At 67.0% G+C, this 22,033-nt stretch carries 16 protein-coding genes and 1 tRNA gene; 11 read left to right on the forward strand and 6 right to left on the reverse strand.

The window, feature by feature from the left end; translation table 11 throughout:
* The first annotated feature begins 243 nt into the window (after positions 1-243).
* The gene (locus LZ005_RS21875; RefSeq protein WP_237806832.1) at positions 244-2,331 is read left to right on the forward strand and encodes an EAL domain-containing protein; all 2,088 of its coding nucleotides are present in this window, start codon (positions 244-246) and stop codon (positions 2,329-2,331) included.
* Positions 2,332-2,393: 62 nt separating this feature from the next.
* On the opposite strand, the gene LZ005_RS08930 is transcribed toward LZ005_RS21875, so the two are convergent.
* A tRNA-Arg gene (locus tag LZ005_RS08930) sits at positions 2,394-2,470 on the reverse strand.
* 273 nt (positions 2,471-2,743) lie between these two features.
* Here LZ005_RS08930 and LZ005_RS08935 point away from each other — a divergent pair.
* Positions 2,744-6,667, forward strand: coding sequence for a two-component regulator propeller domain-containing protein (locus LZ005_RS08935; protein ID WP_237806834.1), 3,924 nt, complete (start codon positions 2,744-2,746; stop codon positions 6,665-6,667).
* Between the two features lie 442 nt (positions 6,668-7,109).
* On the opposite strand, the gene LZ005_RS08945 is transcribed toward LZ005_RS08935, so the two are convergent.
* Both LZ005_RS08945 and LZ005_RS08950 read right to left on the reverse strand, forming a co-directional pair.
* Positions 7,110-8,048, reverse strand: coding sequence for a D-2-hydroxyacid dehydrogenase (locus LZ005_RS08945; protein ID WP_237806836.1), 939 nt, complete (start codon positions 8,046-8,048; stop codon positions 7,110-7,112).
* Positions 8,049-8,059: 11 nt separating this feature from the next.
* Positions 8,060-8,971: a LysR family transcriptional regulator gene (locus LZ005_RS08950; RefSeq protein ID WP_237806838.1), complete on the reverse strand. Its 912-nt coding sequence runs from the start codon at positions 8,969-8,971 to the stop codon at positions 8,060-8,062.
* 105 nt (positions 8,972-9,076) lie between these two features.
* Between LZ005_RS08950 and LZ005_RS08955 the strand changes: the two genes are divergently transcribed.
* Genes LZ005_RS08955 through LZ005_RS08965 form a run of 3 tightly spaced genes read left to right on the forward strand, consistent with a single transcriptional unit; the run spans position 9,077 to position 11,335 of the window.
* Positions 9,077-9,268 (forward strand): hypothetical protein, encoded by a 192-nt coding sequence (locus tag LZ005_RS08955; protein ID WP_237806840.1) that lies wholly within the window; start codon positions 9,077-9,079, stop codon positions 9,266-9,268.
* Complete coding sequence (locus LZ005_RS08960; protein ID WP_237806842.1) at positions 9,268-10,077, forward strand: alpha/beta hydrolase; 810 nt, start codon at positions 9,268-9,270, stop codon at positions 10,075-10,077. Before LZ005_RS08955 ends, LZ005_RS08960 begins: the two co-directional genes overlap by 1 nt.
* 37 nt (positions 10,078-10,114) lie before the next feature.
* Positions 10,115-11,335, forward strand: a complete 1,221-nt coding sequence (locus tag LZ005_RS08965) for a hypothetical protein (protein ID WP_237806844.1) — start codon at positions 10,115-10,117, stop codon at positions 11,333-11,335.
* Between the two features lie 64 nt (positions 11,336-11,399).
* Here the strand turns inward: LZ005_RS08965 and LZ005_RS08970 are convergent, their stop codons facing one another.
* Entirely contained in the window at positions 11,400-11,648 is a 249-nt protein-coding gene (locus LZ005_RS08970; RefSeq protein WP_237806846.1) for a hypothetical protein, read from the reverse strand.
* A gap of 158 nt (positions 11,649-11,806) precedes the next feature.
* Here LZ005_RS08970 and ligD point away from each other — a divergent pair, with 158 nt between their 5' ends.
* On the forward strand, positions 11,807-14,164 hold the full coding sequence (gene ligD / locus LZ005_RS08975; protein ID WP_237806848.1) for a DNA ligase D: 2,358 nt from the start codon (positions 11,807-11,809) through the stop codon (positions 14,162-14,164).
* Between the two features lie 3 nt (positions 14,165-14,167).
* Here the strand turns inward: ligD and LZ005_RS08980 are convergent, their stop codons facing one another.
* Together LZ005_RS08980 and LZ005_RS08985 are read right to left on the reverse strand one after the other, a co-directional pair.
* Positions 14,168-15,004, reverse strand: coding sequence for a Ku protein (locus LZ005_RS08980; protein WP_373889315.1), 837 nt, complete (start codon positions 15,002-15,004; stop codon positions 14,168-14,170).
* 4 nt (positions 15,005-15,008) lie between these two features.
* On the reverse strand, positions 15,009-15,842 hold the full coding sequence (locus tag LZ005_RS08985; protein WP_237806852.1) for an SDR family oxidoreductase: 834 nt from the start codon (positions 15,840-15,842) through the stop codon (positions 15,009-15,011).
* Positions 15,843-15,976: 134 nt separating this feature from the next.
* Between LZ005_RS08985 and LZ005_RS08990 the strand changes: the two genes are divergently transcribed.
* From LZ005_RS08990 to LZ005_RS21880, 5 genes are all read left to right on the forward strand, one after another.
* The gene (locus LZ005_RS08990) at positions 15,977-16,558 is read left to right on the forward strand and encodes a TetR/AcrR family transcriptional regulator (RefSeq protein WP_237806854.1); all 582 of its coding nucleotides are present in this window, start codon (positions 15,977-15,979) and stop codon (positions 16,556-16,558) included.
* 44 nt (positions 16,559-16,602) lie between these two features.
* Positions 16,603-18,249 (forward strand): SulP family inorganic anion transporter, encoded by a 1,647-nt coding sequence (locus tag LZ005_RS08995; RefSeq protein ID WP_237806856.1) that lies wholly within the window; start codon positions 16,603-16,605, stop codon positions 18,247-18,249.
* Between the two features lie 63 nt (positions 18,250-18,312).
* Positions 18,313-20,052 (forward strand): DUF1302 domain-containing protein, encoded by a 1,740-nt coding sequence (locus LZ005_RS09000; protein ID WP_237806858.1) that lies wholly within the window; start codon positions 18,313-18,315, stop codon positions 20,050-20,052.
* 81 nt (positions 20,053-20,133) lie between these two features.
* The gene (locus LZ005_RS09005; protein WP_237806860.1) at positions 20,134-21,339 is read left to right on the forward strand and encodes a response regulator; all 1,206 of its coding nucleotides are present in this window, start codon (positions 20,134-20,136) and stop codon (positions 21,337-21,339) included.
* Positions 21,336-21,956, forward strand: a complete 621-nt coding sequence (locus LZ005_RS21880) for a response regulator (protein ID WP_237806862.1) — start codon at positions 21,336-21,338, stop codon at positions 21,954-21,956. Before LZ005_RS09005 ends, LZ005_RS21880 begins: the two co-directional genes overlap by 4 nt.
* Positions 21,957-22,033 lie beyond the last annotated feature (77 nt).

Consider the following 22,033-nt stretch of genomic DNA (forward strand, 5'->3'; position numbering starts at 1 on the left):
AAAAAAAGGCCCACTCCGGGGAGTGGGCCGAATCTATTTCCTGTTGAGGAGAATAGAGGAGACAGGTTCATAATGCTGCATCGCAAAATGCTTTTCCAATTGTATTTCGTGATAACAGTCATAGCTAGAACTTATTTCTCTGAGGTAAAAATAACCTAATGGAATGATCGCATCGCAAGCGCTTATGGCGATGAACTTTGGGCGTGCGGTGGCGGTCCAAGTCGATAAAAAGACAGGTTCGCCGTGGCTCATCGTGTCGTCATCATCTCTGCCCACCCTGCAGACGTGCAGGCGCTGGAACACGCGCTCGGTCAGGCCCGTGATGGCCCCTTCGAGTGTGTGCCGGCCGCCTCATTGGCCGAAGGGCTTGCCGCAGTGGCCAGGCTGCAGCCGGACGCCATCCTGATCGACCTCGACCTGCCCGACAGCCAGGGCCTGGCTGGCTTCTATCGCCTTTATGCGGCGGCGCGTCATACGCCGATTCTGACGCTGTGCGCCCTCGACAATGAGGATGATGCCACCGCCGCCGTGCAGCACGGCGCCCAGGGCTTCCTCTCCAAGGGCTATTTCGACAGCTACCTGGTGCCCCAGGCGCTGCGCAACATCATTCAGCGCAAGGCGTTTGAAGAGCGGCTCTATCTGGCCCAGGTGCGTGCCGAAATCACGCTCAACTCGATCGGCGACGGCGTCATCTCGACCGACATGCATGGCCGTGTCGACTATCTGAATATCGCCGCCGAGCAGTTGTCTGGCTGGACGCGCGAGGCCGCGCGCGGGCGCCTGATCAGCGAGGTCCTGCAGCTGGTTGACGCCGACAGCGGCGAAGCGATCAGCAATCCGGTTGCGCATGTGCTGTCGCACGACACCGGGATTGCCTTGCGTGCCGACACCGTTCTCATCAGCCGCACCGGCGCCTGCGCGCCGATCGAGGATTCGGCCGCGCCCATCCACGACCGCGACGGCCAGATCGTCGGGGCGGTGCTGGTGTTTCGCGACATTTCGCGCACCCTGGCCCTGACGCGCGGGATGCGCCACCTGGCCCAGCATGACTATCTGACCAATCTGCCCAATCGTCTGCTGCTGAACGACCGCATCGAGCAGGCGATCGCCATGGCGCGGCGCCACGACGCCCATCTGGCCGTCCTCTTTCTCGACCTCGACAAGTTCAAGCACATCAATGACTCGCTCGGCCATGCGGTTGGCGATAAATTGCTGCGCTCGGTTTCGCAGCGCTTGCTCGCCTGCGTGCGCACCTCGGACACGGTCAGCCGCCAGGGCGGCGATGAATTCGTGATTCTGCTGGCCGAGGACCGGCGCGTCGAGGACGCGGCGCTGACTGCGGAAAAGATTCTGGCCGCGCTCAACCGCCCCCATTGGATTGGCGGCAATGAATTGAGCGCTTCCACCAGCATCGGCATCAGCGTCTTCCCGGCCGATGGCGAAGATGCCGGCACCCTGATCAAAAACGCCGACACCGCCATGTACCACGCCAAGGAGCGCGGCCGCAATAACTACCAGTTCTTCCGCGAGGAAATGAATACCCGGGCGGTCGAGCGCCAGCGCATCGAAGCCGACTTGCGGGGCGCCATCGCGCGCGCCGAGCTGCAGGTGTTTTATCAGCCCAAGGTCGACTTGCTGACCCGACGCATCACCGGCGTCGAGGCTTTGCTGCGCTGGCAACATCCGCAGTGGGGCCTGCTGCTGCCCGAGCGCTTTGTGGCCGTGGCCGAGGACTGCGGGCTGATCCTGCCGATCGGCCGCTGGGTGCTGGAGCAGGCCTGCCTGCAGGCGGTACGCTGGCGCGCGGACGGCTTGCATCCGATCTCAGTGGCCGTCAATGTCTCGGCCCTTGAGTTCCGCAACAAGGACTTCTACGAGCATGTGTGCGACACCATCCGCACGACCGGCGTCGATCCGCATTGCCTGCAGCTGGAGCTGACCGAAAGCGTGCTGATGCGCGATGTCGACGCCAGCGCCGCCGTGCTGAGCAAGTTCAAGGCTTGCGGCGTGCAGATTGCCGTGGACGACTTCGGCACCGGCTATTCAAGCCTCAGCTATTTGAACCAGTTCCCGATCGACGTGCTGAAAATCGACCAGTCGTTTGTGCATGCGATCAATGCCGGGGCGGAGCGCAATGGCGCCATCGTCAGTGCCGTCATTGGCATGGGCAATAATCTGCACCAGCGCGTTATCGCCGAGGGGGTGGAAGATCTGGCTCAGCTGGCCTTTTTGCGTGCGCGCCAGTGTCCGGAGGGGCAGGGCTATCTGTTCAGCCGCCCGGTCGATGCGGCTGCCATGCAGGGCATGCTGCGCACGGGCGTGTGTGCGTGAGGGGAGGTAAAAAGACAAAGGGCCTAGGATTTCTCCTAAGCCCTTCATCCTACTACTGAATTTGGCGCGGCTGGCAGGAATCGAACCCACGACCCCTTGGTTCGTAGCCAAGTACTCTATCCAGCTGAGCTACAGCCGCTTAAGCAACATTATAGCATCTTTATTTCATTTTCGGAAGAGCGATTTAAAAAATCTTTTTTCGCTCACCAAAAGCGCGATGCTTTTGATCAGGCAAACACGATGTTCTGTCTTTGCTTGTCTTCGTCGATGTGCAGCAACGAAGAAGCAAGATTATAGGGGTGCTGTCAGATTTTGTCTAGTGCTTTCCAAAAGTTTTTGCTGGGTTCGGTGAAAGGCCCCTGTAAGGGATTTCCGGTGGTAAATTTGTCGCACGACTATCCACCTCTACATAATGCGCTGGCTTCGCTCCCTGTGCGTGCTGTGTTTTGTCTTGCTTGGCTGCTGGAGCCAGGCCGCGACGCCGCCGTCGCGCAGTCTGCGCTTCGAGCGCATGGGCGTGGAGCAGGGCCTTGCGCAGGAGTCGGTGCTGACGGTGCTGCAGGACCGTCAGGGCTTCATGTGGTTCGGTACCCAGGCTGGTTTGACCATGGCCGATGGCTACCAGACGACGATCTTCAAGAACGATCCTTCCGATCCGGCCAGCCTGGTCGACAATTATGTGCTCGCCTCCTATGAAGATGGGCAGGGGCGCCTGTGGTTCGGCACCAAGGGCGGTCTGGTGGTCTATCTGCCGGCGACGCGCAAATTTCAGCGTTTTCTGCCCGACGCCGACGCCGCCGGCGTGCGTCCCAACCGGACCGTCAGCGCGATCACCGGCGATGGCGCCGGCGGTCTGTGGCTGGCCAGCGGCGATGGACTCAAACACCTGGACCCGGCCAGCGGCAAGTTCACCAGCCTGCGTCACGAGTCGGCGGATGCGCAGAGTCTCAGCGATGACCGGGTGAATGCGCTGCTGCGCACGGCCGAGGGCGATCTGTGGGTGGGCACGGCCAGCGGGCTCGATTGGCTGCCCAAGGGCGCACAGCGCTTCCGCCATATCGACATCGAACAGGCGGCAACCGGCGGCAAGCAGACGGCCGTGCAGTCGCTGGCCCTGCTGGGCGGTGCAGCGCCGGTGCTGTGGGTCGGCACCAGCGCCGGACTGCAGGCGTTCGCCCTCAAGCCGCACGGTCCCCAGCGCCAGGGCGCCACCCAGCTGCCCGGCCAGCGCATTCTGAGTCTGCTGCACGACCGCGAGCAGCGCCTCTGGATCGGCACCGACAATCAGGGCCTGTTCTGGCGCCATCCCGAGAGCGGGGCCCTGATCAACTACCGCAATCAGCCGCTCGACCTGCATGCTCTGTCGGACAATCAGATCAGCGCCATCTATCAGGACCGCACCGGCACGCTCTGGGTCGGCACCTGGTATGCGGGCGTGAACCGGGTCGATCTGGCCAGCGGCGGCTTTGAGCGCGTGAGCTTCCGCGCCGGCGAGAGCGGCGGCCTCAGTAACAGCAAGGTCAAAGCCGTGGCCGACGCGGGCGCGGGCAAGCTGTGGCTGGCCACCTCGGGCGGCGGCTTGAATCGCTACGATCCGGCCAGCGGCACATCCGAGGTCTGGCGCGCAGCGCCGGGCAAGGCCGGGGCGCTGCAGGACGATCTTCTGACGACAGTGGAGCCGGGCGCGCACGGCAGCCTGTGGGTCGGTTCCCAGACCGGGCTGGCGCGCTTTGATCCGGCGCGCGCCAGCTTTACGATGGTGCCGCTGTCTTCCGACCCCAACGCCAACTATATACAGCGGGTCTATCACGACCGCGCCGGCTACGTGTGGGTGGTCACGCGCGGCGGCCTGCACCAGCTGGACGCGGACGGGCACATGGTGAAGACCTGGCGCCACGATCCGCGCGACCCCTCCAGCCTGGGCGACAACTGGGGCTTCTTCGCGCTCGAAGACCGCGAGGGCAATTTCTGGATCGGCACCGACAATGGCCTGGACCGCATGGACCGCGCCGGCGGCCGCTTCCGCCATTACCGCCACGACCCGGCCAATCCGGCCTCGCTCAGTCATAGCCGCGTGCACTGGATGCTGCAGGCGCGCGATGGCACGCTGTGGGCCGGTACGGCCGGTGGCCTGAACCGGGTCAGTATCGACGCCCAGGGGGAGGTGCGCTTTCAGCACTACTCGCTCAGTAACGGCAGCATGTCGGACCCGATCGGCGCGGTGCTCGAGGATTCGTCGGGCCAGCTGTGGATCTCGACCACCGCGGGCCTCGTGCGCTTCGATCCGCGCAGCGGGCGCTTCAAGCAGTACACCTCGCGCGATGGCCTGATCGATGGCTCCTTCTTTGTCGGCTCTGGCTTCGCGGGTAATGACGGCAGCCTGTATTTTGGCGGGTTGAATGGCCTGCTGATGTTCCGGCCTGGCGCCATCCACGATAATCCGCATCCGCCGGCGGTGGCGATCACCGATTTTCTGGTGTCGAACCATTCGATCCGCAATGTGCCGCCGCTGGGCGGCGAGCTGCTGTCCACGCCGATCGCGGAGACGCGCGAGATCGCGCTGTCGTATCTGAACTCGGTGTTCTCGTTCGAGTTCGCCGCCCTGCATTTCGCCGACCCGGCGCGCAATCGCTACGCCTATCAGCTCGAAGGCTTTGACCGCGAATGGGTCACCACCGACGCCAGCAAGCGCTTCGCCACCTACACCAATCTTGACCCGGGCCGCTACGTGTTCCGCGTGCGCGCCGCCAACAAGGACGGGGTCTGGAATGAAACCGGGGCGCGCCTGGAGGTGGTGATCCTGCCGCCGTTCTGGCGCACCTGGTGGTTCCGCCTGATGCTGGTGGCGCTGGTGCTGGGCAGCGCCTACGTGATCTACCGGCTGCGCGTGCGTGCGCTGCTGGCGCAGCAGCACCGGCTGGAGGAGGAAGTCGGCGCCCGCACCGAGGAGCTGGTACGCCAGAACGCCAGCGTGGAGCGGCAAAAGGCCCATATCGAGCAGGCGCACCGCAATATCTCGCTGCTGTCCGAGATCGGCCGCACGCTGACGGCCAAACTCGATTACGAGCAGATCATGCTGATCCTGTACGACCGCGTGAACGCGCTGATGGACGCGCATGTCTTCGGGATCGGCTTCTACCGCCCCGAGCTGGAACTGATCGAATACCCGTTTGCCATCGAGATGGGCAAGCGCTATGCGCCCTACACGCGTTCGATGCGCGAGCCGAACCAGCTCGGCGTGTGGTGCATCACGCATAACCGCGAAGTCTTCATCAATAACCTCGATGCCGACTACAAGCAGTACATCGACCACCTTGACTACACCTCCAGCCCGGAGGACATGGGCACGCTCGACGACGGCACGCTGCCGACGGTGCCGCATTCGATGCTGTATGTGCCGATCGTGGTGGGCGAGCGGGTGCTGGGCGTGATCTCGGTGCACAGCTACCGCGAGAATGCCTACCAGGGCGTGCACCTGGATATGCTGCGCACGCTCGCCTCGTATGTCGGCGTCGCCTTTGATAACGCCGACGCCTACCGCCAGCTGAAGGACACCCAGCAGCAGCTGGTGGCGCAGGAGAAGATGGCGGCCCTCGGCTCGCTGGTGGCTGGCGTCGCGCACGAACTGAATACGCCGATCGGCAATAGCCTGCTGATGGCCAGCACCCTGCAGGAGCGCACCACCAGCGTGGGACGCCTGATGGAGGCCGGCACGATCAAGCGCTCGGACCTGAGCGGCTTTATCGCCGCGGCGCAGGAGGCGACGACCCTGATCATGCGCAGTCTGCGCAGTGCGGCTGATCTGGTCAACAGCTTCAAACAGGTGGCCGTCGACCAGGCCAGCGCCCAGCGCCGCAAATTCAATCTGGCCCAGACCTGCGGCGAGATCGCGGCCACCATGGCCAATGCGGTGCGCAAGGCGGGCCACAGCCTGACGCTCGACATCCCGGAACGCATCGAGATGGAGAGCTATCCGGGGCCGCTCGGCCAGGTCATCATCAACCTGATTAACAACGCCCTGCTGCACGCCTTCGATGAGCGCAAGGGCGGGCATATCCAGCTGAGCGCCAGCCAGCCGAGTCCCGAGCGGGTACTGATCGTATTCAGCGATGACGGCTGCGGCATCCCGCGCCAGCATCTGGCACGCATCTTCGATCCCTTCTTCACCACCAAGATGGGGCAGGGCGGCAGCGGCCTGGGTTTGAACATCACCTATAACATCGTCACCGGTCTGCTGGGCGGCTCGATCCGGGTCGAGAGTGCGGTCGGCAGCGGCACCAGCTTCTTCCTCGATATCGCGCTGCAGGCGCCGGTCCAGAGCGCACCGGAGGCCTGATCGCGCAGGCCGCAAACGCGCTACAATCGCGGCTTCAACGCGATTGACCATGTCCGCTCAACTGCCCATCTCACTGCGTACCGAATGTCCGCCAGGCGCCTGCACCTGCGAGCGCGCGCGCCTGTTCGACGATCCGCAGGCCGACACGCGCGTGCTGCGTCTGACCCAGGCGGAGGAGAAGAAGCTGGTGGCGCGCATCGAAACTATCGGCACGCTCGAGGATCTGCGCCGCATCACGGAGCGCATGGACAGCCTGCTCGGCATCCGCCTGCACATCCTGCCGTCGGTGCGCGGGGTGCGCACGGTGCTGGGCTTTCGCATCTATCTCGACAAGCGCCCCGGCCTGTGCCGCAAGACCCACAAGGCGATTCCGGCGGCCGTGCGGCGCTGCCTGCGGCGGCACCCGCAAATCGTCTATGACCTGCTCAACTCCCTCGACCTGCTACAGTCGATTGAGGGGACGCCCGGCGGCGAAGGCTTCTATGTTCTCGATGAGGATGTCGGCGAGCCGCTGCATGGACCCGGCGCTGGCCCAGGCGTTGTGGGGCGTGAGGATGAAGTTCGGCTGATCGATTGAGAGCAGCGGCTGGCTGTCCGTGGGCGGCTCCTGGCTCAGCACATCGAAGCCGGCGCCGCCGATGCGCCCGGCCCGCAGGGCCTCGGCCAGGGCCTGCTCGTCCACCAGGCCGCCGCGCGCGGTATTAATCAGCAGGGAGTCCGGCTTCATCCAGCCCAATTCGCGCGCGCCGATCAGGTGGCGCGTGGCTGCCGACAGCGGCAGGTGCAGGCTCACCACGTCGGCGCTGCGCAGCAGGCTCTCCAGATCCAGATTGGTTTCATCCGGCACCGGGCGGCGGCTGTGCACGACCACTTCCATCCCAAACGCGCGCGCCAGCCGCGCGACCGACTGACCAAGCACGCCGTAGCCGATGATGCCCAGGCGGCTGCCGGCCAGGTCGCGCAGCGGGCGGTCGAACAGGCAGAAGGCGGGCGCCTGCTGCCAGCGCCCGGCGCGTACATCCGCGTGGTAGGCCAGCAGCTGGCGGCGCAGGGCCAGCATCAGCATGAATACGTGTTCGGGCACGGCCGCCTGCGAGTAATTGCGCACGTTGGCCACGGCGATGCCGCGCGCGCGGCAGGCATCGAGGTCGATGATGTCGGTGCCGGTGGCCGCCACCGCGATCATGCGCAGCTGCGGCAGCTGGTCGAGCTGGGCCGCGTTCAGGCGCACCTTATTAGTGACGGCGATGCTGGCGCCGGCCAGCCGTTCGACTACCTGATCGGGCGTACTGTAGTCGTAATCGGTCCAGCGGTGGGCGAAGCCGGGGGCGCGCAGCTGGGCGATCAGGGTGGCGCGGTCAAGAAAAACGATGTCGTGCATGCGGTGCTCCATCAGGTCGGACGCAGATCGGGGTGGGCGGCAAACAGGTCGGCCACCCATTCGACAAACACGCGCACCTTGACCGACAGGTGGCGGTTCTGCGGGTAGACCACCTGCACCGGACGGGCGCCGACCTCCCATTCCGGCAGCAGGCGTTCGAGCTGGCCGGCGCGGATCAGGGGCAGGGCGGAGAAACTGGCCAGGCGCACCACGCCCAGGCCTTCCAGCCCGGCGCGCAGGTAGGCCACCGAGTCGTTCACGGCCAGATTCCAGGGCGTGTTCAGGGCGATGCGCTGGTCGCCGCGCGCGAACTCCCAATCATAGACCTTGCCGGTGCGGTGGGAAAAATAGTGGATGCAGCGGTGTGCGGCCAGATCCTGCGGTTGGGCCGGGCGGCCGTGCCGGGCGAGATAGGCCGGCGCGGCGGCGACCACAAACTGCAGCACCCCGATGCGGCGCGCAATCAGGCTGGAGTCGGCCAGCTCGCCGGCGCGCAGCGCGCAGTCGACGTTTTCCTCGATCAGATCGACCGGCCGGTCGCTGCAGCCCAATTCGAGCGTGATATCGGGATAGCGTGCGAAGAAGTCGGGCAGGGCCGGGATCAACAGGTGGTTGCCGATGCCGGTCGAAACGTCGACGCGCAGCCGGCCGCTCGGGCTGGCGCGGGTGCGCGACAAGGATTCCTCGGCGTCGCGCACATCGGACAGGATGCGCACGCAGCGTTCGTAATAGGCGGCGCCATCGGCGGTCAGGCTCAGGCGTCTTGTGGTGCGGTGCAGCAGCCTGACCCGCAAGCCTTGCTCCAGCTGTTGCAGCAGACTCGATACCGTCGCCTTGGGCAACTGCAGCTGGTCGGCCGCGCGCGAAAAGCTGCCGGCATCGACGACCTGGACAAACACTTCCATTGCCTGCAGTTTATTCATGGTAGCCTGTATTATCCAAAAATCTGAACAATGATTTCCAAATTATGCGCTTTATCTTTGATTTCATCAATATTACAGTGTGAACCATCGATTAAGGAGGCAATCATGCGTACGAAACACATCACGCTTGCGCTGGCCACCCTGGCCCTGAGCCTGGTGGCATTCGCGGGCATGGCCAATACCGACCAATTCGCTCGCGCTGCCGTGGCGGAAGCCGCTGGCCGCGATGCCCTGGTGCTGCAGGTGTTCGGTGGTGCCGATGCTGCATCGCAGCAGCTGTGCCAGGTCGAGCAGTAATGATGCTGGACGCGCCGCTGCAGATCCGCGCGCTCGACGTCCAGGGACAAGAGGATGCGCTGGCCGCCCGCCTGTACACGGCGGGGGCATGCGCAGCCAAGTCCGATACTTTGCTGGTGTTCTTCCATGGCGGCGGTTTCGTCGGCGGGGATCTCGATCAGGCCGACCCGCTGCTGCGCCAGCTGGCCAGCGAGGGCGTCAGCGTACTGGCCAGCACCTACACGCTGGCCGGCGTGCGGCCCTTTCCCGCCGCAGTCGAAGATGCGCATGCCGTGCTGGCCTGGGCGCGCAAGCACAAAACCGCTCTGAAATGGAGCGGCAAGCGCCTGGTCGTCGCCGGGATTGAAGCCGGCGCCAATCTGGCGGCCGCCTGTACCCTGATGGCGCGCGACCGCGGCGGCCCGGCGCTGGCCGGGCAGGTGCTGATCATGCCGATGCTGGACCCGGGCATGAGCAGCGGCTCGATGCGCGCGATGCGCTGCCCGAATACCGTCAAGCTGGCCGACAGCTGCGCCGCCAGCTACCGTGGCTATCTGCCGCATGCGGCCGACCGCATGCATCCCTACGCGGCGCCGCTGCATGCCAGCCGCCTCAAGCAGCTGCCGCCGGCCCTGATTCTGGCGGCCGAGGCCGACCCCCTGTGCGACGAGGCCGAGCAATATGCGCGCAAGCTCGACGCCTGCGCCGTGCCGGTGACGGTCCGGCGCATCGATCCGGTGCCGCTGCAGGACCCGCAGGCGCGCATGGCTTGCGCCTGCCGCCACGCGGCGCTCGACGAAATCCAGCACTTCCTGGCCGCGCTGGCCTGATTGCCAGCGGCGGCGGGCCTGCCTACAATGGGCCGCCATGGACCCCGCCGATTCGGACGAGACCCTGCTCGATGCCTTGAGCGACGGCGATCTCGACGCCTTCCAGACCCTCTATCAAGGCCATGCCGCCGAGATGGCGCGTCTGGCCGCCGTGCGCGTGGCCGATCCGGCCTGGGTGGAGGCGGCGCTGCGTGCGGCCTGGGCCCAGCTTCAGCATGGCCGCTCGCGCGTCCAGGCGGGTGTGGCGCTGCGCCTGCAGCTGCTGCGCTGGGTGCGCGACCAGCTATTCGAACAACTGCGCCAGCAGCAGCATCTGCTCGATTGCGAGGCGGACCCGCACGGCCAGCGCCGCCTGGCCGATCTGATGCTCGACAGCGTCGGCGCGCCCAGCGCCCGCGATGGCGAGACCGACCCGTGGCGCAGACGCTTGCGCAGCCTGCCCGGCGAACAGCGCGAAGTGCTGCTGCTGGCCGCGCACGGCCTGAGCGCGGCGGATATCGCTTATGTTGTTGACAGTACGCCGAGCGCCGCCCACGCCATGCTGGAGACGGCAGCCCACGCCTGGGGCCTGGACGACGCCGCCATGCTGGCCGATGGGGAGCATGCCGCGGCGCGTGCCTTGCGTGGCCTGCCGGCGGACGCCGCGCCGGCACTGGCGGCCAGCATTGGGCGCGCCATGCGCTTCGCACTGCGGCCCACAATCACCACGCCGCGTGTGCCCGCACCGCGCCCATCGCGCGCGTGGCTGTGGCAGCTGCCGCTGGCCGTGGGCAGCCTCGTCCTGATCGGCGCACTGCTTTCGCTGTGGCTGACACCGGACCGCGAGAATGCCGGGAGCGCGGGTGTGACCGCGATGGCCGGGGCCGGACTGGCCGGACCGGGCGCTCGGAATGCGGCGGCGACCGCGGTCGGTAACGGCGCACGGGGCGCTGAAGTCAGCCGCCAGTCAACGATGCTGGGCGGCGCCAGCGGCGATGGCGCGGGCAGCGGCCAGATTGTGCGTGAGGCGGATGTGGTGGAGCAGGGCGCGGCGGCGGGCAAGACCGCGGGCGGGGGCAGCCGCGCCGGCACCGAAGCCAGTGTGCAGGTCGGCGCACTGCCGAGCGAAGCAGCCTGGCTTGATTTGATCGATGCCTTGCTCCAGGCCGGAGAGCGGCGCGAAGCCCTGGCGGAATGGGCGCGTTTTCGCGCGGCCTACCCGAAAGCGAAGCTGCCACCTGCGCTGGCCAAGCGTCTGGCCGCCGCGGCACAGCCCTGAAATGGCGCTGGCGCCGCCACCTTGCGGTGGACGGCGCCAGCGTCAGAAGCTCAGCGAGATGTGATTACTTCTTGGCTTCAGCCGAAGCAGCCGGGGCGCTGGCCGAGGCGCTGGCCGAGGCTTTGTGATGCTTGGCTTTGTGGTGCTCAGCCTTGGCCGAGGCCGAAGCCGGAGCCGAGGCAGCGGCCGAAGCCGAAGCCGGGGCGGAAGCGGCCGGAGCCGAAGCTTTAGCGGAAGCCGAAGCGGCCGGAGCCTGGGCGAAAGCAGCGGTAGCGAACAGGCCGGCGATCAGGGTAGCGAACAGTTTGGTCATTTTGTAACTCCTTAGCGATGTTGAGGTTTGGGGAACGATTCCCGCGTTCCTTGAGCCAGAAACGGGTCAGGCTTTCCTGGGGTTGACCCTTTTTACATCCAGTAACAAAGTGCGTTCGCGTACAGACAGCTTCGACCCGCGCGGACCAGACTGCGGGCATGGCCGATCCGCTCGCCCGCTACAAAGCCAAGCGCAACTTCAGCCGCACGCCGGAGCCCGCGGCAGGCGGCAGCGCGGCCGGTATCTTCGTCGTGCAGGAGCATCACGCGCGCCGCCTGCACTACGATTTCCGGCTCGAGCTCGACGGCACACTCAAAAGCTGGGCCATACCCAAAGGCCCGAGCCTGGATCCGGCCGTCAAGCGCATGGCCGTGCAGGTGGAGGATCACCCGGTGGCTTACGCCCAGTTCGAGGGGCGCATTCCCGCGCCCGAATACGGCGCCGGCGAGGTGCTGGTGTGGGATCAGGGCCTGTGGACGCCCGTGGGCGACGCGCGCGCGGGGCTGGCTAAAGGCGAGCTCAGGTTCACGCTGGACGGGCGCAAGCTCGGTGGCGCCTGGGTGCTCGTGCGCCTGAAGGATGGCAAGAACTGGTTGCTGATCAAAGAGAAGGATGCCTACGCGCGGGCCGGCAGCGACTTCGACGTGGCGCGCGACCGGCCCGGGAGTGTACTGACGCCAGTCCTGCCAAGGCACTTGGCTCCGCAGTTGGCCACGCTGGTCACCCAGCCGCCCCGGGACAGCGAAGACTGGCTGTTTGAGGTGAAGTTTGACGGCTATCGCCTGCTGGCCCGGCTCGCCGCGGGCGAGGTCCGGCTGTTCACGCGCCAGGGCCTGGACTGGACCGCGCGCCTGCCGCGGCTGGCGGACGAGCTGCGCCAGCAAAAGCTGCCCGATGCCTGGCTTGACGGCGAAATCGTCCTGCCCGGTGCCGACGGGCGGCCCGATTTTGCCGGTCTGCAGCAGGCGATCGAGGGCGACACGGCGGACCTCGTCTACTACCTGTTCGACCTGCCATTTGCCCACGGCCAGGACCTCCGCCACCTGCCGCTGGCGCGCCGCCGCGCCTTGCTCAGCGAACTGCTGGCGGACCGTGCATCGCCGCATCTGCGCCTGTCCGAGGCGATTGCCGCCCCGGCCGCGGAGATTGTGGCGGCGGCCTGTGCGCTGGGACTTGAGGGCGTGGTCGGCAAGCGTCGCGACGCCCCCTATGTGGCCGGACGCTCGCCCCACTGGATCAAGCTGAAGTGCGGGCAGCGCCAGGAGTTTTTGATCGTCGGCTACACGGCCGCAAGCGCACAGCCTGACGGTCTGTCGGCCCTGATGCTGGGCTACCACGCGGACGATGGCCAGCTGCGTTTCGCGGGCCATGTGGGCACGGGCTTTGACCAGGCGGCCCGGCGCGATCTGCTGGAGCGCCTGCGTCCGCTCGAACAGGCCGGTCCGGCTGTGCCGCTGCCGACGGCGCGTGCGAGACGCCGGCGCGGCGTCACGCTACACTGGGTGCGTCCGCAACTGGTCTGTGAAGTCAGCTTTGCCAACTGGACTGCGGGCGGCGCCTTGCGCCATGCCAGTTTTCGCGGTCTGCGCACTGATAAGCCTGCCAGCGCCATCGGGCGCGAGCGGGCGCAGCCGGTGGAGGAAGCCATGCACCTGACCCATGGAGAACGCGTGATCGATGCCCGCAGCGGCTGCACCAAGCAGCAGTTGGCGGCGTATGTCGATGCGGCAGCCGATCGCATGCTGCCCTGGCTGCAGGACCGGCCGGTGGCCCTGCTGCGCGCGCCCGGCGGTATCGGTGCTGAACGCTTTTTTCAGAAGCACGCCGAGCCCGGCAGTCTGGACGGCGCGCGCTTGCTGCCGACGGCGCTCGATCCTGGTCATCCGCCGATGCTGGTGCTCGACACGCGCGCGGCGCTGCTGGCCGCCGTGCAATGGAATGTCGTCGAAATTCACGCGCAAAATGCCTGCGGCGCGCGCTATGCCCAGCCGGACCGCATGGTGTTCGATCTCGATCCCGGCGAGGGTGTGGCCTGGCCCCAGATGCAGGAAGCGGCGCGCGTCGTGCACGGTTTTCTTGATGAACTTGGCCTCACGGCCTTTCTCAAGACCAGTGGCGGCAAGGGCCTGCACCTGGTCGTGCCGCTGGTGCCACGCTGGGGCTGGGACGCCGTCAAGGCCACCTCCCAGGCTGTGGTTCAGCAGCTGGCCAAGGTGCTGCCCCAGCATTTTGCCGCCAAGAGCGGGCCGCGCAACCGCGTCGGGCGCATCTTTGTCGACTATCTGCGCAATGGGCGCGGCGCGACCACGGTCACGGCCTGGTCGCCGCGCGCCCGGCCCGGCATGGGTATTTCTGTGCCGCTGGCTTGGGATGAACTGGACGCGGTGGGCGCCGGCGACCATTGGCATATTCTGAACGTGTTCGCCAGACTGGAAGTCGGCAATACCCCATGGGATGGCTATGCCGATGCCGCGGGCCGGCTCGACAAGGCGCGCCGGCGCCTCGGTCTGGATTAGCGCTCAGGCCTTGCGCTTGCGCGGCGGCGGCTTGGGCTTGGTGTCGGTTCGCTCGCCCAGGCTTTGCTTGAGCAGGGCGACCAGGTCGACCACATTGCCGGTTTCGGGCGTTGGCGCCGCTTCGGGCGTCAGTACAGCGTGGGTCTGCTGGGCGGCGACCTTTTTCTCGACCAAGGCCAGCACGTCCTCGCGGTAGGTATCGCGGTAGGCCTCGGGCTGCCAGGGCGCATTCATGCTGTCGACCAGGGACAGCGCCATGGCCACTTCCTTGTCGCTGATGGCTGTGGCCTCGGCGGGAATCTTCAGCTCGCCAGCTTCGCGGATCTCGTCCGCATAGCGCATCGTCATCAGGACAATGGCATCGCCCTCGCAGACCAGCGCCGCCAGATGCTGCTTGATGCGGATGACGACCTTGGCCACGCCCAGCTTGCCCGCCCGGCGCAGGGTTTCGCGCAGCAGCGCATACACCTTGGCGCCGCCTTTGTCCGGTGCCAGATAGTAGGGCGTGTCGAAATACAGCATGGAGACCTCGGCCGCATCGACAAAGGCAAGGATGTCGATCGTCTGCGTGGCCGCCGGATTGGCGCTGCGTAATTCCTCGTCGCTCAATAGCACGTAGTCGCCGTGCGCGACCTGATAGGCCTTGACGATGTCCTCCTTGTCGACATCGTCCCCCGTGCTTTTGTTATAGCGCTTGAAGCCGATCGGCGCAAAGTCGCGCCGGTCGACCAGGTCCAGGTCGAGCGCATTGTCGCGCGTGGCCGGGTACATCTCGACCGGAATGTGCACGAGGCCGAAGCTGATGGCGCCTTTCCATATGCTGCGTGGCAAAGCCTGCACCTCCTTACATGTCGCTGATGCTGCCGGTAACGGGCAGCACAATGCCGGTGATATAGCTGGCGCAGCAGGGCGCGGCCAGGAACACATAGGCCGGGGACAGCTCCTCGGGCTCGGCCGGGCGGCCCATGTCGGCGTCTTTGCCGAACTGTGCCAGCTGCTCGGGCGGCTGGTCGGCCGGATTCAGCGGCGTCCAGACCGGGCCTGGCGCCACCGCATTGACGCGGATGCCGCGCGCCAGCAGATTGTGCGCGAGCGATTTGGTAAAGGCGTGAATCGCGCCCTTGGTGGTGGCGTAGTCGAGCAGGTGGCCGGAGCCGCGCAGCCCGACCACCGAGCCCGTGTTGATGATGGCCGCGCCCGCGCCCAGGTGGGGCAGGGCAGCGCGTGCCATATACAGATAGCCGAGGATATTGGTGCGGAAGGTGCGTTCGAGCTGATCGTCGGGGATGTCTTCGAGCTGGGCCGCCTGCTGCTGGAAGGCGGCGTTGTTGACCAGGATATCGAGCCGGCCCAGGCCCTGCAGCACCTGCTGGACGGCCTGACGGCAGAAGTCCGGGTCCTGCACGTCGCCGGCGATGGCGATGCAGCGGCGGCCCTCGGCCTCCACATATTGGGTGGTGATGGCAGCGTCGTCATGCTCGGACAGGTAGACAATGGCGACGTCGGCCCCTTCGCGTGCGAACAGCACGGCGACGGCCCGGCCGATGCCGGAATCGCCGCCGGTGATCAGGGCGACTTTGCCCTCGAGCTTGCCGCTGCCGCGGTAGCCATGGGCGAGAAATTGCGGTTTGCGCTCGAGCTCGGTTTCATGCCCGGGCTTGGGAATGGTGGTAGTCATGCTGGCCTCCTGACTGCCAGTGTCCCGGCGCCGCCAATCCGGCGTCCGTACGCACGCGCACATTCGGCAGGGAAAAGACCTTGATATATGACGGTCATCACATATAATGAGGGTCAGGTCTGGAGGAAGGCATCATGAAAGTCAGCAAGGAACAAGCGAAGGAAAACCGCGAGCGCGTGATCGATACGGCGGCACGCCTGTTTCGCGAGCGCGGCTACAACGGCGTCGGCGTGGCCGACCTGATGCAGAACGCCGGCCTGACCCACGGCGCTTTCTACGGCCAGTTCAAATCCAAGGACGACCTGCTGGCCGAGGCCTGCCAGCATGCGATCGAAGGCGCCACGCGCACCTGGGCCAAGGTGGGCGCGGCCCATCCCGAGGACCCGCTGGCGGCCATCGCCGGCGCCTATCTGTCGCCCCTGCACCGCGACCATCCGGGCCAGGGCTGCGCGCTGGCGGCGCTCGGCCCCGAGCTGGCGCGCCAGTCCCTCACCGTGCGCGACGCCGTCACGACGGCGATGAAAAAGCAGGTCGGCCGCCTGGCGCCGCTGATGCACGGCGAGACCGAAGCCGAGCGCGAGCAGGGGGCGCTGGTGACCATCGCCTCGATGGTCGGGGCGCTGCTGTTGTCGCGCATCGTCACCGATCCGGCGCTGTCCGAGGGTTTTCTCGACGCCGTCCACGACGCCATCACCGGGCACGAGACTTCCGACTGAAGCGTGGCCATGGTAGGCTGGCGCCTTTCCCATCCAAGGCGCGCATGAGGCACTGGCTTTTTCATTACCGGCGGGAGCACCTGGCGGGCGATCTGATCGCCGGCGCCGTGGTCGCCATGATGATGATCCCGCAGGGGATGGCCTATGCGCTGCTGGTCGGCCTGCCGCCGGCCACCGGCCTGTACGCCAGCCTGGTGCCGTGCGCCGTGTATGCGCTGATCGGCACCAGTTCCACCCAGTCGGTCGGGCCGATGGCGGTGATTTCGCTGATGACCGGGGCTGCGCTGGCGCCGCTGGCGGCGCCCGGCTCCGGCCTGTATCTGGTCCTGTCGGCCCAACTGGCCCTGCTGGTGGGCGTCTGCCTGCTGGTGTGCGGCCTGCTGCGCCTGGGTTTCCTCTCGCAGTTTTTCTCGCGCCCGGTGATGAGCGGCTTTACCAATGGCGCGGTGCTGCTGATTATCTGGGGCCAGCTGCAGGTGGCCTGCGGCGGCGCCGTATTCGCTCCCCATCTTCCGAGTCTGCTGCTGGCCGCCTGCGCCGTGGCCCTGCTGCTGGCCGCGCGCCGCTGGGGCGCCGCAGGCCTGCGCGCGCTGGGTCTGGGCGCCAAAGCGGCCGATATCGGTGCGCGCCTTGCGCCGATGCTGGTGCTGCTGCTGTCGATCGCGGCCGACCTGGCCGGCGTGTTCGCGGGGCGCGGCGTGGCCCTGGCGGGCGAAGTGCCGCGCGGTCTGCCGGCCTTGAATCTGGCGACCTCGCCCGCGCATTGGCATGCGCTGCTGCAGCCGGCCGCCCTGATTGCCTTCATCGTGTTTGTGGTGTCGATGTCCTCGGCCCAGGCGCTGGCGATACGCCGCCGCGAGACCCTGCTGCCGGACCGCGAGCTGCTTGGCCTGGGCGCGGCCAATATCGGCAGTGCGCTGGCGGGCGGCTTTCCGGTCACCGGCGGCTTGTCGCGTTCGGCCGTGAATGCGGCTGCCGGCGCCCACTCGCAGCTGGCGTCGCTGGTGGCGGTGCTGCTGCTCGGCCTGGCCCTGTACGCGCCGACCGGCTGGCTGGCCCTGATGCCCTTGCCGGTGCTGGCCGCCACGATTCTGGTGGCGGTTGCCAATATGCTGGAGTGGGGCACCCTGGCCGCCGCCTGGCGCTACGACCGCGCCGATGCCCTGGCCCTGCTGGCCACCTTCGGCGGTGTGCTGCTGCTGGGCGTGCAAAGCGGGGTGCTGATCGGCGTGGCCCTGTCCATGGCCACCCTGATCTGGCGCGAGAGCCGCCCGCACATCGCCGTGCTGGGGCGCGTCGCCGGCACCGAGCACTTCCGCAATGTCCAGCGCTTCGCCGTCGAGACCCAGCCCGGCGTGCTGCTGCTGCGGGTCGATGCCGATCTGTTCTTCGCCAATACCGGCGCCGTCACCAACCGCATCGAGCAGGAGCTCGAGCGGCATCCGGCCACGCGGCACCTGGTGCTGGTGCTGTCGGCCGTGAACGGAATCGACACCTCGGCCCTGTTCGCGCTGGAGGAACTGAATGCCGCCCTCAAGGCGCGCGGCATCGGCCTGCACTTCGCCGAGGTCAAGGGACCGGTGATGGACCGGCTGCGCGGCAGCCGTCTGCTGGCCCAGCTGCACGGGCGGATTTTCCTCTCCACGGCCATGGCCAGCACGGAACTGGGCGCCCTCGCCAATGCGCATTGACGCTGTCCGGCAGCGTCGCTAGCATCAGTTTCGTCACCAACAAAACAAGAAGCGGGAGACCCCATGGGGAACTGGCGTGACGCCGGCTGGCTCGGCCTGTGTCTGCTGTCGCCGCTGGCGCGCGCGGACGTCGACGTGGACTTCAGCGGCCGGTTTGCGCTGGGGGCGGTGTACCGGATGCAGGCGCGCGCGCCGCAGCTGCTACAGACGGTCAATGCGGCTGCGCTCGGCCTCCCCGGCAGCGCCGGCAGCGGCCAGAACATGGACGATGGCCAGCTCAATTTCGGCCCTCACGATGCGCTCTCGGGCGCGCTCCACGGCTACCTCGATGCAGGTCTGCGCGGACGCGGCTGGCATGCCCTGGTGCGCGTGCTGGCCTGGTACGACGACACGCTGCGGCACGCCGCGCGGCCGTGGGGGAATAGCCCGAACGGCTATCAGCCAGGCTTGCCGCTGTCGGATGTCGGGTTTGCGCCACTATCGCGTTTTTCCGGCCTGCTGCTGGGGGACGCCTGGGTCGCTGTGCCGCTGGGCGGCGGCGAACTGCGTCTCGGCCAGCAGAGCCTGGGCTGGGGCGAAGGCGCCGCTTTTCCCGGCGGTCTGGCCGTACTGGACGCGGCCGATTTGCCGGCCCTGCACCGTGCCGGCAGTAGCGCGCCACAGTGGCGCGTGCCTGCGCCGCAGTTGGTGCTGCACCTGCCGCTGGCGGCAGGACGGCTCGAAGCCTTTGTCCAGACCCGCTTTCGCGCCAATGCGGCCGACGGCTGCGGCACCTTCTTCGCCATCAATGACTTCAGCGCCGAGGGCTGCAACCGGGTCGTGGTCGGCCAGCCGAACGGGCCGGATGCGCAGCGTCTGGGCGCGGGCGCCTACCTGAAACGCATCGCCTCGCCGTATCGCCCCGGCGCGGGCGAATTCGGCCTCGCCTGGCGCCAGCGCCTGGAAGGCGAGGGCGAGTGGGGCCTGTATGGCGCCCAGTTCACCGCGCGCCACGCCCACCCGGGCCTGAAGAAGAGTACCCGCGCCGGCCTGCCGTTCATCAGCGCTGACCCGGACGGGCGCAACGTCAGCTACTTTGTGGAATACCCGGACGCGGTGCGCATGCTGGCCCTGCGCTGGCAGCAGCCGATCGACGGGGTGCGCTGGAGCGCCGAACTGGCCTGGCGTCCCAATCAGCCGCTTCAGCAAACGGCGACCGACCTGCTGACGCCCTTCGTCAATGCCAGCGCGGCGGCCCTGCTGCGGCGCGAGGTGGATGCACTGCCGCCCGGTGGCCTGTACCACGGCTACGACCGCAAGCCGGTCAGCCAGCTGCAGGCCGGCGCGCAGTGGCAGTGGCAGGGGGTGGGCCTGCGCTGGGGGACGGCATTCGACGCGGTCTGGAAGCACGTGCACCATCTGCCGCCGGCGGCGCTGCGCCGCTATGGCCGCGCAGACGTATTCAACCCCGGGCCGGTGAATGGTAGCTGCAGCGTCAGCAGCGCGCTGCCAGCACTGCAGTGCAGTCTCGATGGGTTTGTCAGCGCCGATGCGCTTGGCATGCGGGTGCGCGTGGATACGCGCGTGAGCGGCCTGGCGGCGGGCCTTGTGCTGCAACCGAGTGTCACTTACGCGCGCGATCTGCACGGCTGGTCTTACGATAATCAACTCAACGCCGGCCGCCAGAGCGCCCAGCTGGCGCTGCGGGCGCAGTGGCATGGCCGCTACACGGGCGAGCTGGTACTGGCGCCCATCTGGGGTGGACATTACAATGCCTTGGTCGACCGCGACTGGCTGGCCTGGTCGCTCGGCGTCAAATTCTAAGCCGGGACCACCCGGCCACAACGGGAGAGGATCGACGTGCGCACGGATTGGCCAGACCTGGAAGCGCAGGGAGAAGTCTTGGTGGTCGAAGACACACCGTCTTCGCTGAAGCTGTTGGCGGGCCTGCTCGCCACGGCCGGCCACCGCGTGCGTCAGGCGCCGAACGGCGAACTGGCGCTGTGGACCGCGGGCGCGCATCCGCCCGATCTGGTCCTGCTCGACATCCGCATGCCGGGCATGGATGGTTTCGAAGTCTGCCGCCGCCTGAAGGCCATTCCCGGCCTGGGGGAGGTGCCGGTCATCTTCCTGTCGGCCTCCACCGACACCGACGACAAGGTCAAGGGCTTCGAAGCGGGCGGGGTCGATTACATCTCCAAGCCCTACCAGTTTGAAGAGGTCAATGCGCGCGTCAAGACGCATCTGAAGATCCGCCGCCTGCAGCAGCGCCTGGCCTACCAGAACGAGAATCTGGCCCAGCTGGTCGAAGCCAAGGCCAGCGAACTGGCCCAGACCAAGGTGTCGCTGATGGCCGAACGCGAGCTGCGCGATATCGCCGAGCGCGAATCGGCCCAGCGTCTGGCCGAAATCGCCCACATGAACCGCAATGCCAGCGCCTCGGTGTATTCGGCGGCCCTGATCCACGAATTGAACCAGCCGCTGGCGGCCATCCTGTCGAATGCCGAAGCGGCCGAACTGCTGCTGCGCCAGGCCCCGCCGGCCCTGGGCGAAGTCGCCGAGATTCTGGCCGACATCCGGCGCGACGACTTGCGCGCGCGCGACCTGATCCTGCGTATGCGCGAGCTGCTGCGCAAGTCCGACCCGCGGACCGAGGCGATCGACCTGAACGCGCTGCTCGACACCGTGGCCACCCTGCTGGGCAGCGAGGCGCGCATGCGTCAGGTGCGCCTTGAAACCCGCCCGTCGGCCGCGCCGCTGCTGGTGGCCGGCGACCGCATCCAGCTGCAGCAGGTGCTGGTTAATCTGGTGCTGAATGCGATCGAGGCGCTGGGCGCGGCCGGCAGCGGTGCGCGTCTGGTCAGTCTCGAGTGCCTGCCCGGTCCGGCCGGCGAAGCCGAAGTGCGGGTGCGTGACAGCGGCCCCGGCTTCCCCGACCTGGGCCGTGTATTCGAATCGTTTTTCACCACCAAACCCCAGGGCATGGGCCTGGGTTTGCCGATCTGCGCCTCGATCATCGCCGCCCACGGCGGCCGGATCTGGGCCGAGAATCCCGGCAGTGGGGCCCTGGTGGCCTTCCGCCTGCCCCTGTATGAAGAGGAGACCGTGTGAGCGCTGCCCAGATCCATATCGTCGACGATGACCAAGCCCTGCGTACCGCCCTGACGCGCCTGTTGAGCGCGCACGGCTACCAGGTGGTGGCGTATGAATCGGCCAGCGCTTTCCTCGAGCGCGTGCCGGACGACGCGGCCGGCTGCATCCTGCTGGACGTGGACATGCCGGGCCTGACTGGCCTGCAGCTGCAGGAGCATCTGGCGCGCACCGGCTCCATCCTGCCCATCGTTTTCCTGACCGGGAACGGCAATATCGCCATGAGCGTCAAGGCGATCAAGGCCGGCGCCGAGGATTTTCTGGCCAAGCCGGTCGCCTCCGAAGACCTGCTGGCCGCGCTCGAACGGGCGCTGGCGCGCTACCGCGAGGCCGCCGCCAGCAACCACCATCTGCTGGAGCTGCAGCGCCGCTTCGGCACCCTGTCCGGGCGCGAGCGCGAGGTGTTCGAACTGGTGATCCAGGGCCTGCTGAACAAGCAGATCGCGTTCGAACTCGGGAACACCGAGCGCACCGTCAAGGCCCAGCGCCAGGCGGTGATGGAGAAGCTGGGCGCGCGCTCGGTGGCGGAACTGGTGCAGATGGGGATGCAGCTCGGGGTGCTGAAAAAGGCCGCCTGAACGTCTGTATTGCACCAAAGGACAAGTGCCAGCGCTCGCGCCAGGACCTAGAGTGCTGTTGAGGGGACGGAGGGTAA

This window comes from Massilia sp. TS11, from assembly GCF_022012445.1.
Classification (GTDB): domain Bacteria; phylum Pseudomonadota; class Gammaproteobacteria; order Burkholderiales; family Burkholderiaceae_D; genus Telluria.

Bases quoted from the DNA above. Each gene is read 5' to 3' on its own strand.
- LZ005_RS08935 (WP_237806834.1), top strand. From the start codon at position 2,744: ATGCGCTGGCTTCGCTCCCTGTGCGTGCTGTGTTTTGTCTTGCTTGGC.
- LZ005_RS08945 (WP_237806836.1), bottom strand. From the start codon at position 8,048: ATGCACGACATCGTTTTTCTTGACCGCGCCACCCTGATCGCCCAGCTG.
- LZ005_RS08950 (WP_237806838.1), bottom strand. From the start codon at position 8,971: ATGAATAAACTGCAGGCAATGGAAGTGTTTGTCCAGGTCGTCGATGCC.
- LZ005_RS08955 (WP_237806840.1), top strand. From the start codon at position 9,077: ATGCGTACGAAACACATCACGCTTGCGCTGGCCACCCTGGCCCTGAGC.
- LZ005_RS08960 (WP_237806842.1), top strand. From the start codon at position 9,268: ATGATGCTGGACGCGCCGCTGCAGATCCGCGCGCTCGACGTCCAGGGA.
- LZ005_RS08965 (WP_237806844.1), top strand. From the start codon at position 10,115: ATGGACCCCGCCGATTCGGACGAGACCCTGCTCGATGCCTTGAGCGAC.
- LZ005_RS08970 (WP_237806846.1), bottom strand. From the start codon at position 11,648: ATGACCAAACTGTTCGCTACCCTGATCGCCGGCCTGTTCGCTACCGCT.
- ligD (WP_237806848.1), top strand. From the start codon at position 11,807: ATGGCCGATCCGCTCGCCCGCTACAAAGCCAAGCGCAACTTCAGCCGC.
- LZ005_RS08985 (WP_237806852.1), bottom strand. From the start codon at position 15,842: ATGACTACCACCATTCCCAAGCCCGGGCATGAAACCGAGCTCGAGCGC.
- LZ005_RS08990 (WP_237806854.1), top strand. From the start codon at position 15,977: ATGAAAGTCAGCAAGGAACAAGCGAAGGAAAACCGCGAGCGCGTGATC.
- LZ005_RS08995 (WP_237806856.1), top strand. From the start codon at position 16,603: ATGAGGCACTGGCTTTTTCATTACCGGCGGGAGCACCTGGCGGGCGAT.
- LZ005_RS09000 (WP_237806858.1), top strand. From the start codon at position 18,313: ATGGGGAACTGGCGTGACGCCGGCTGGCTCGGCCTGTGTCTGCTGTCG.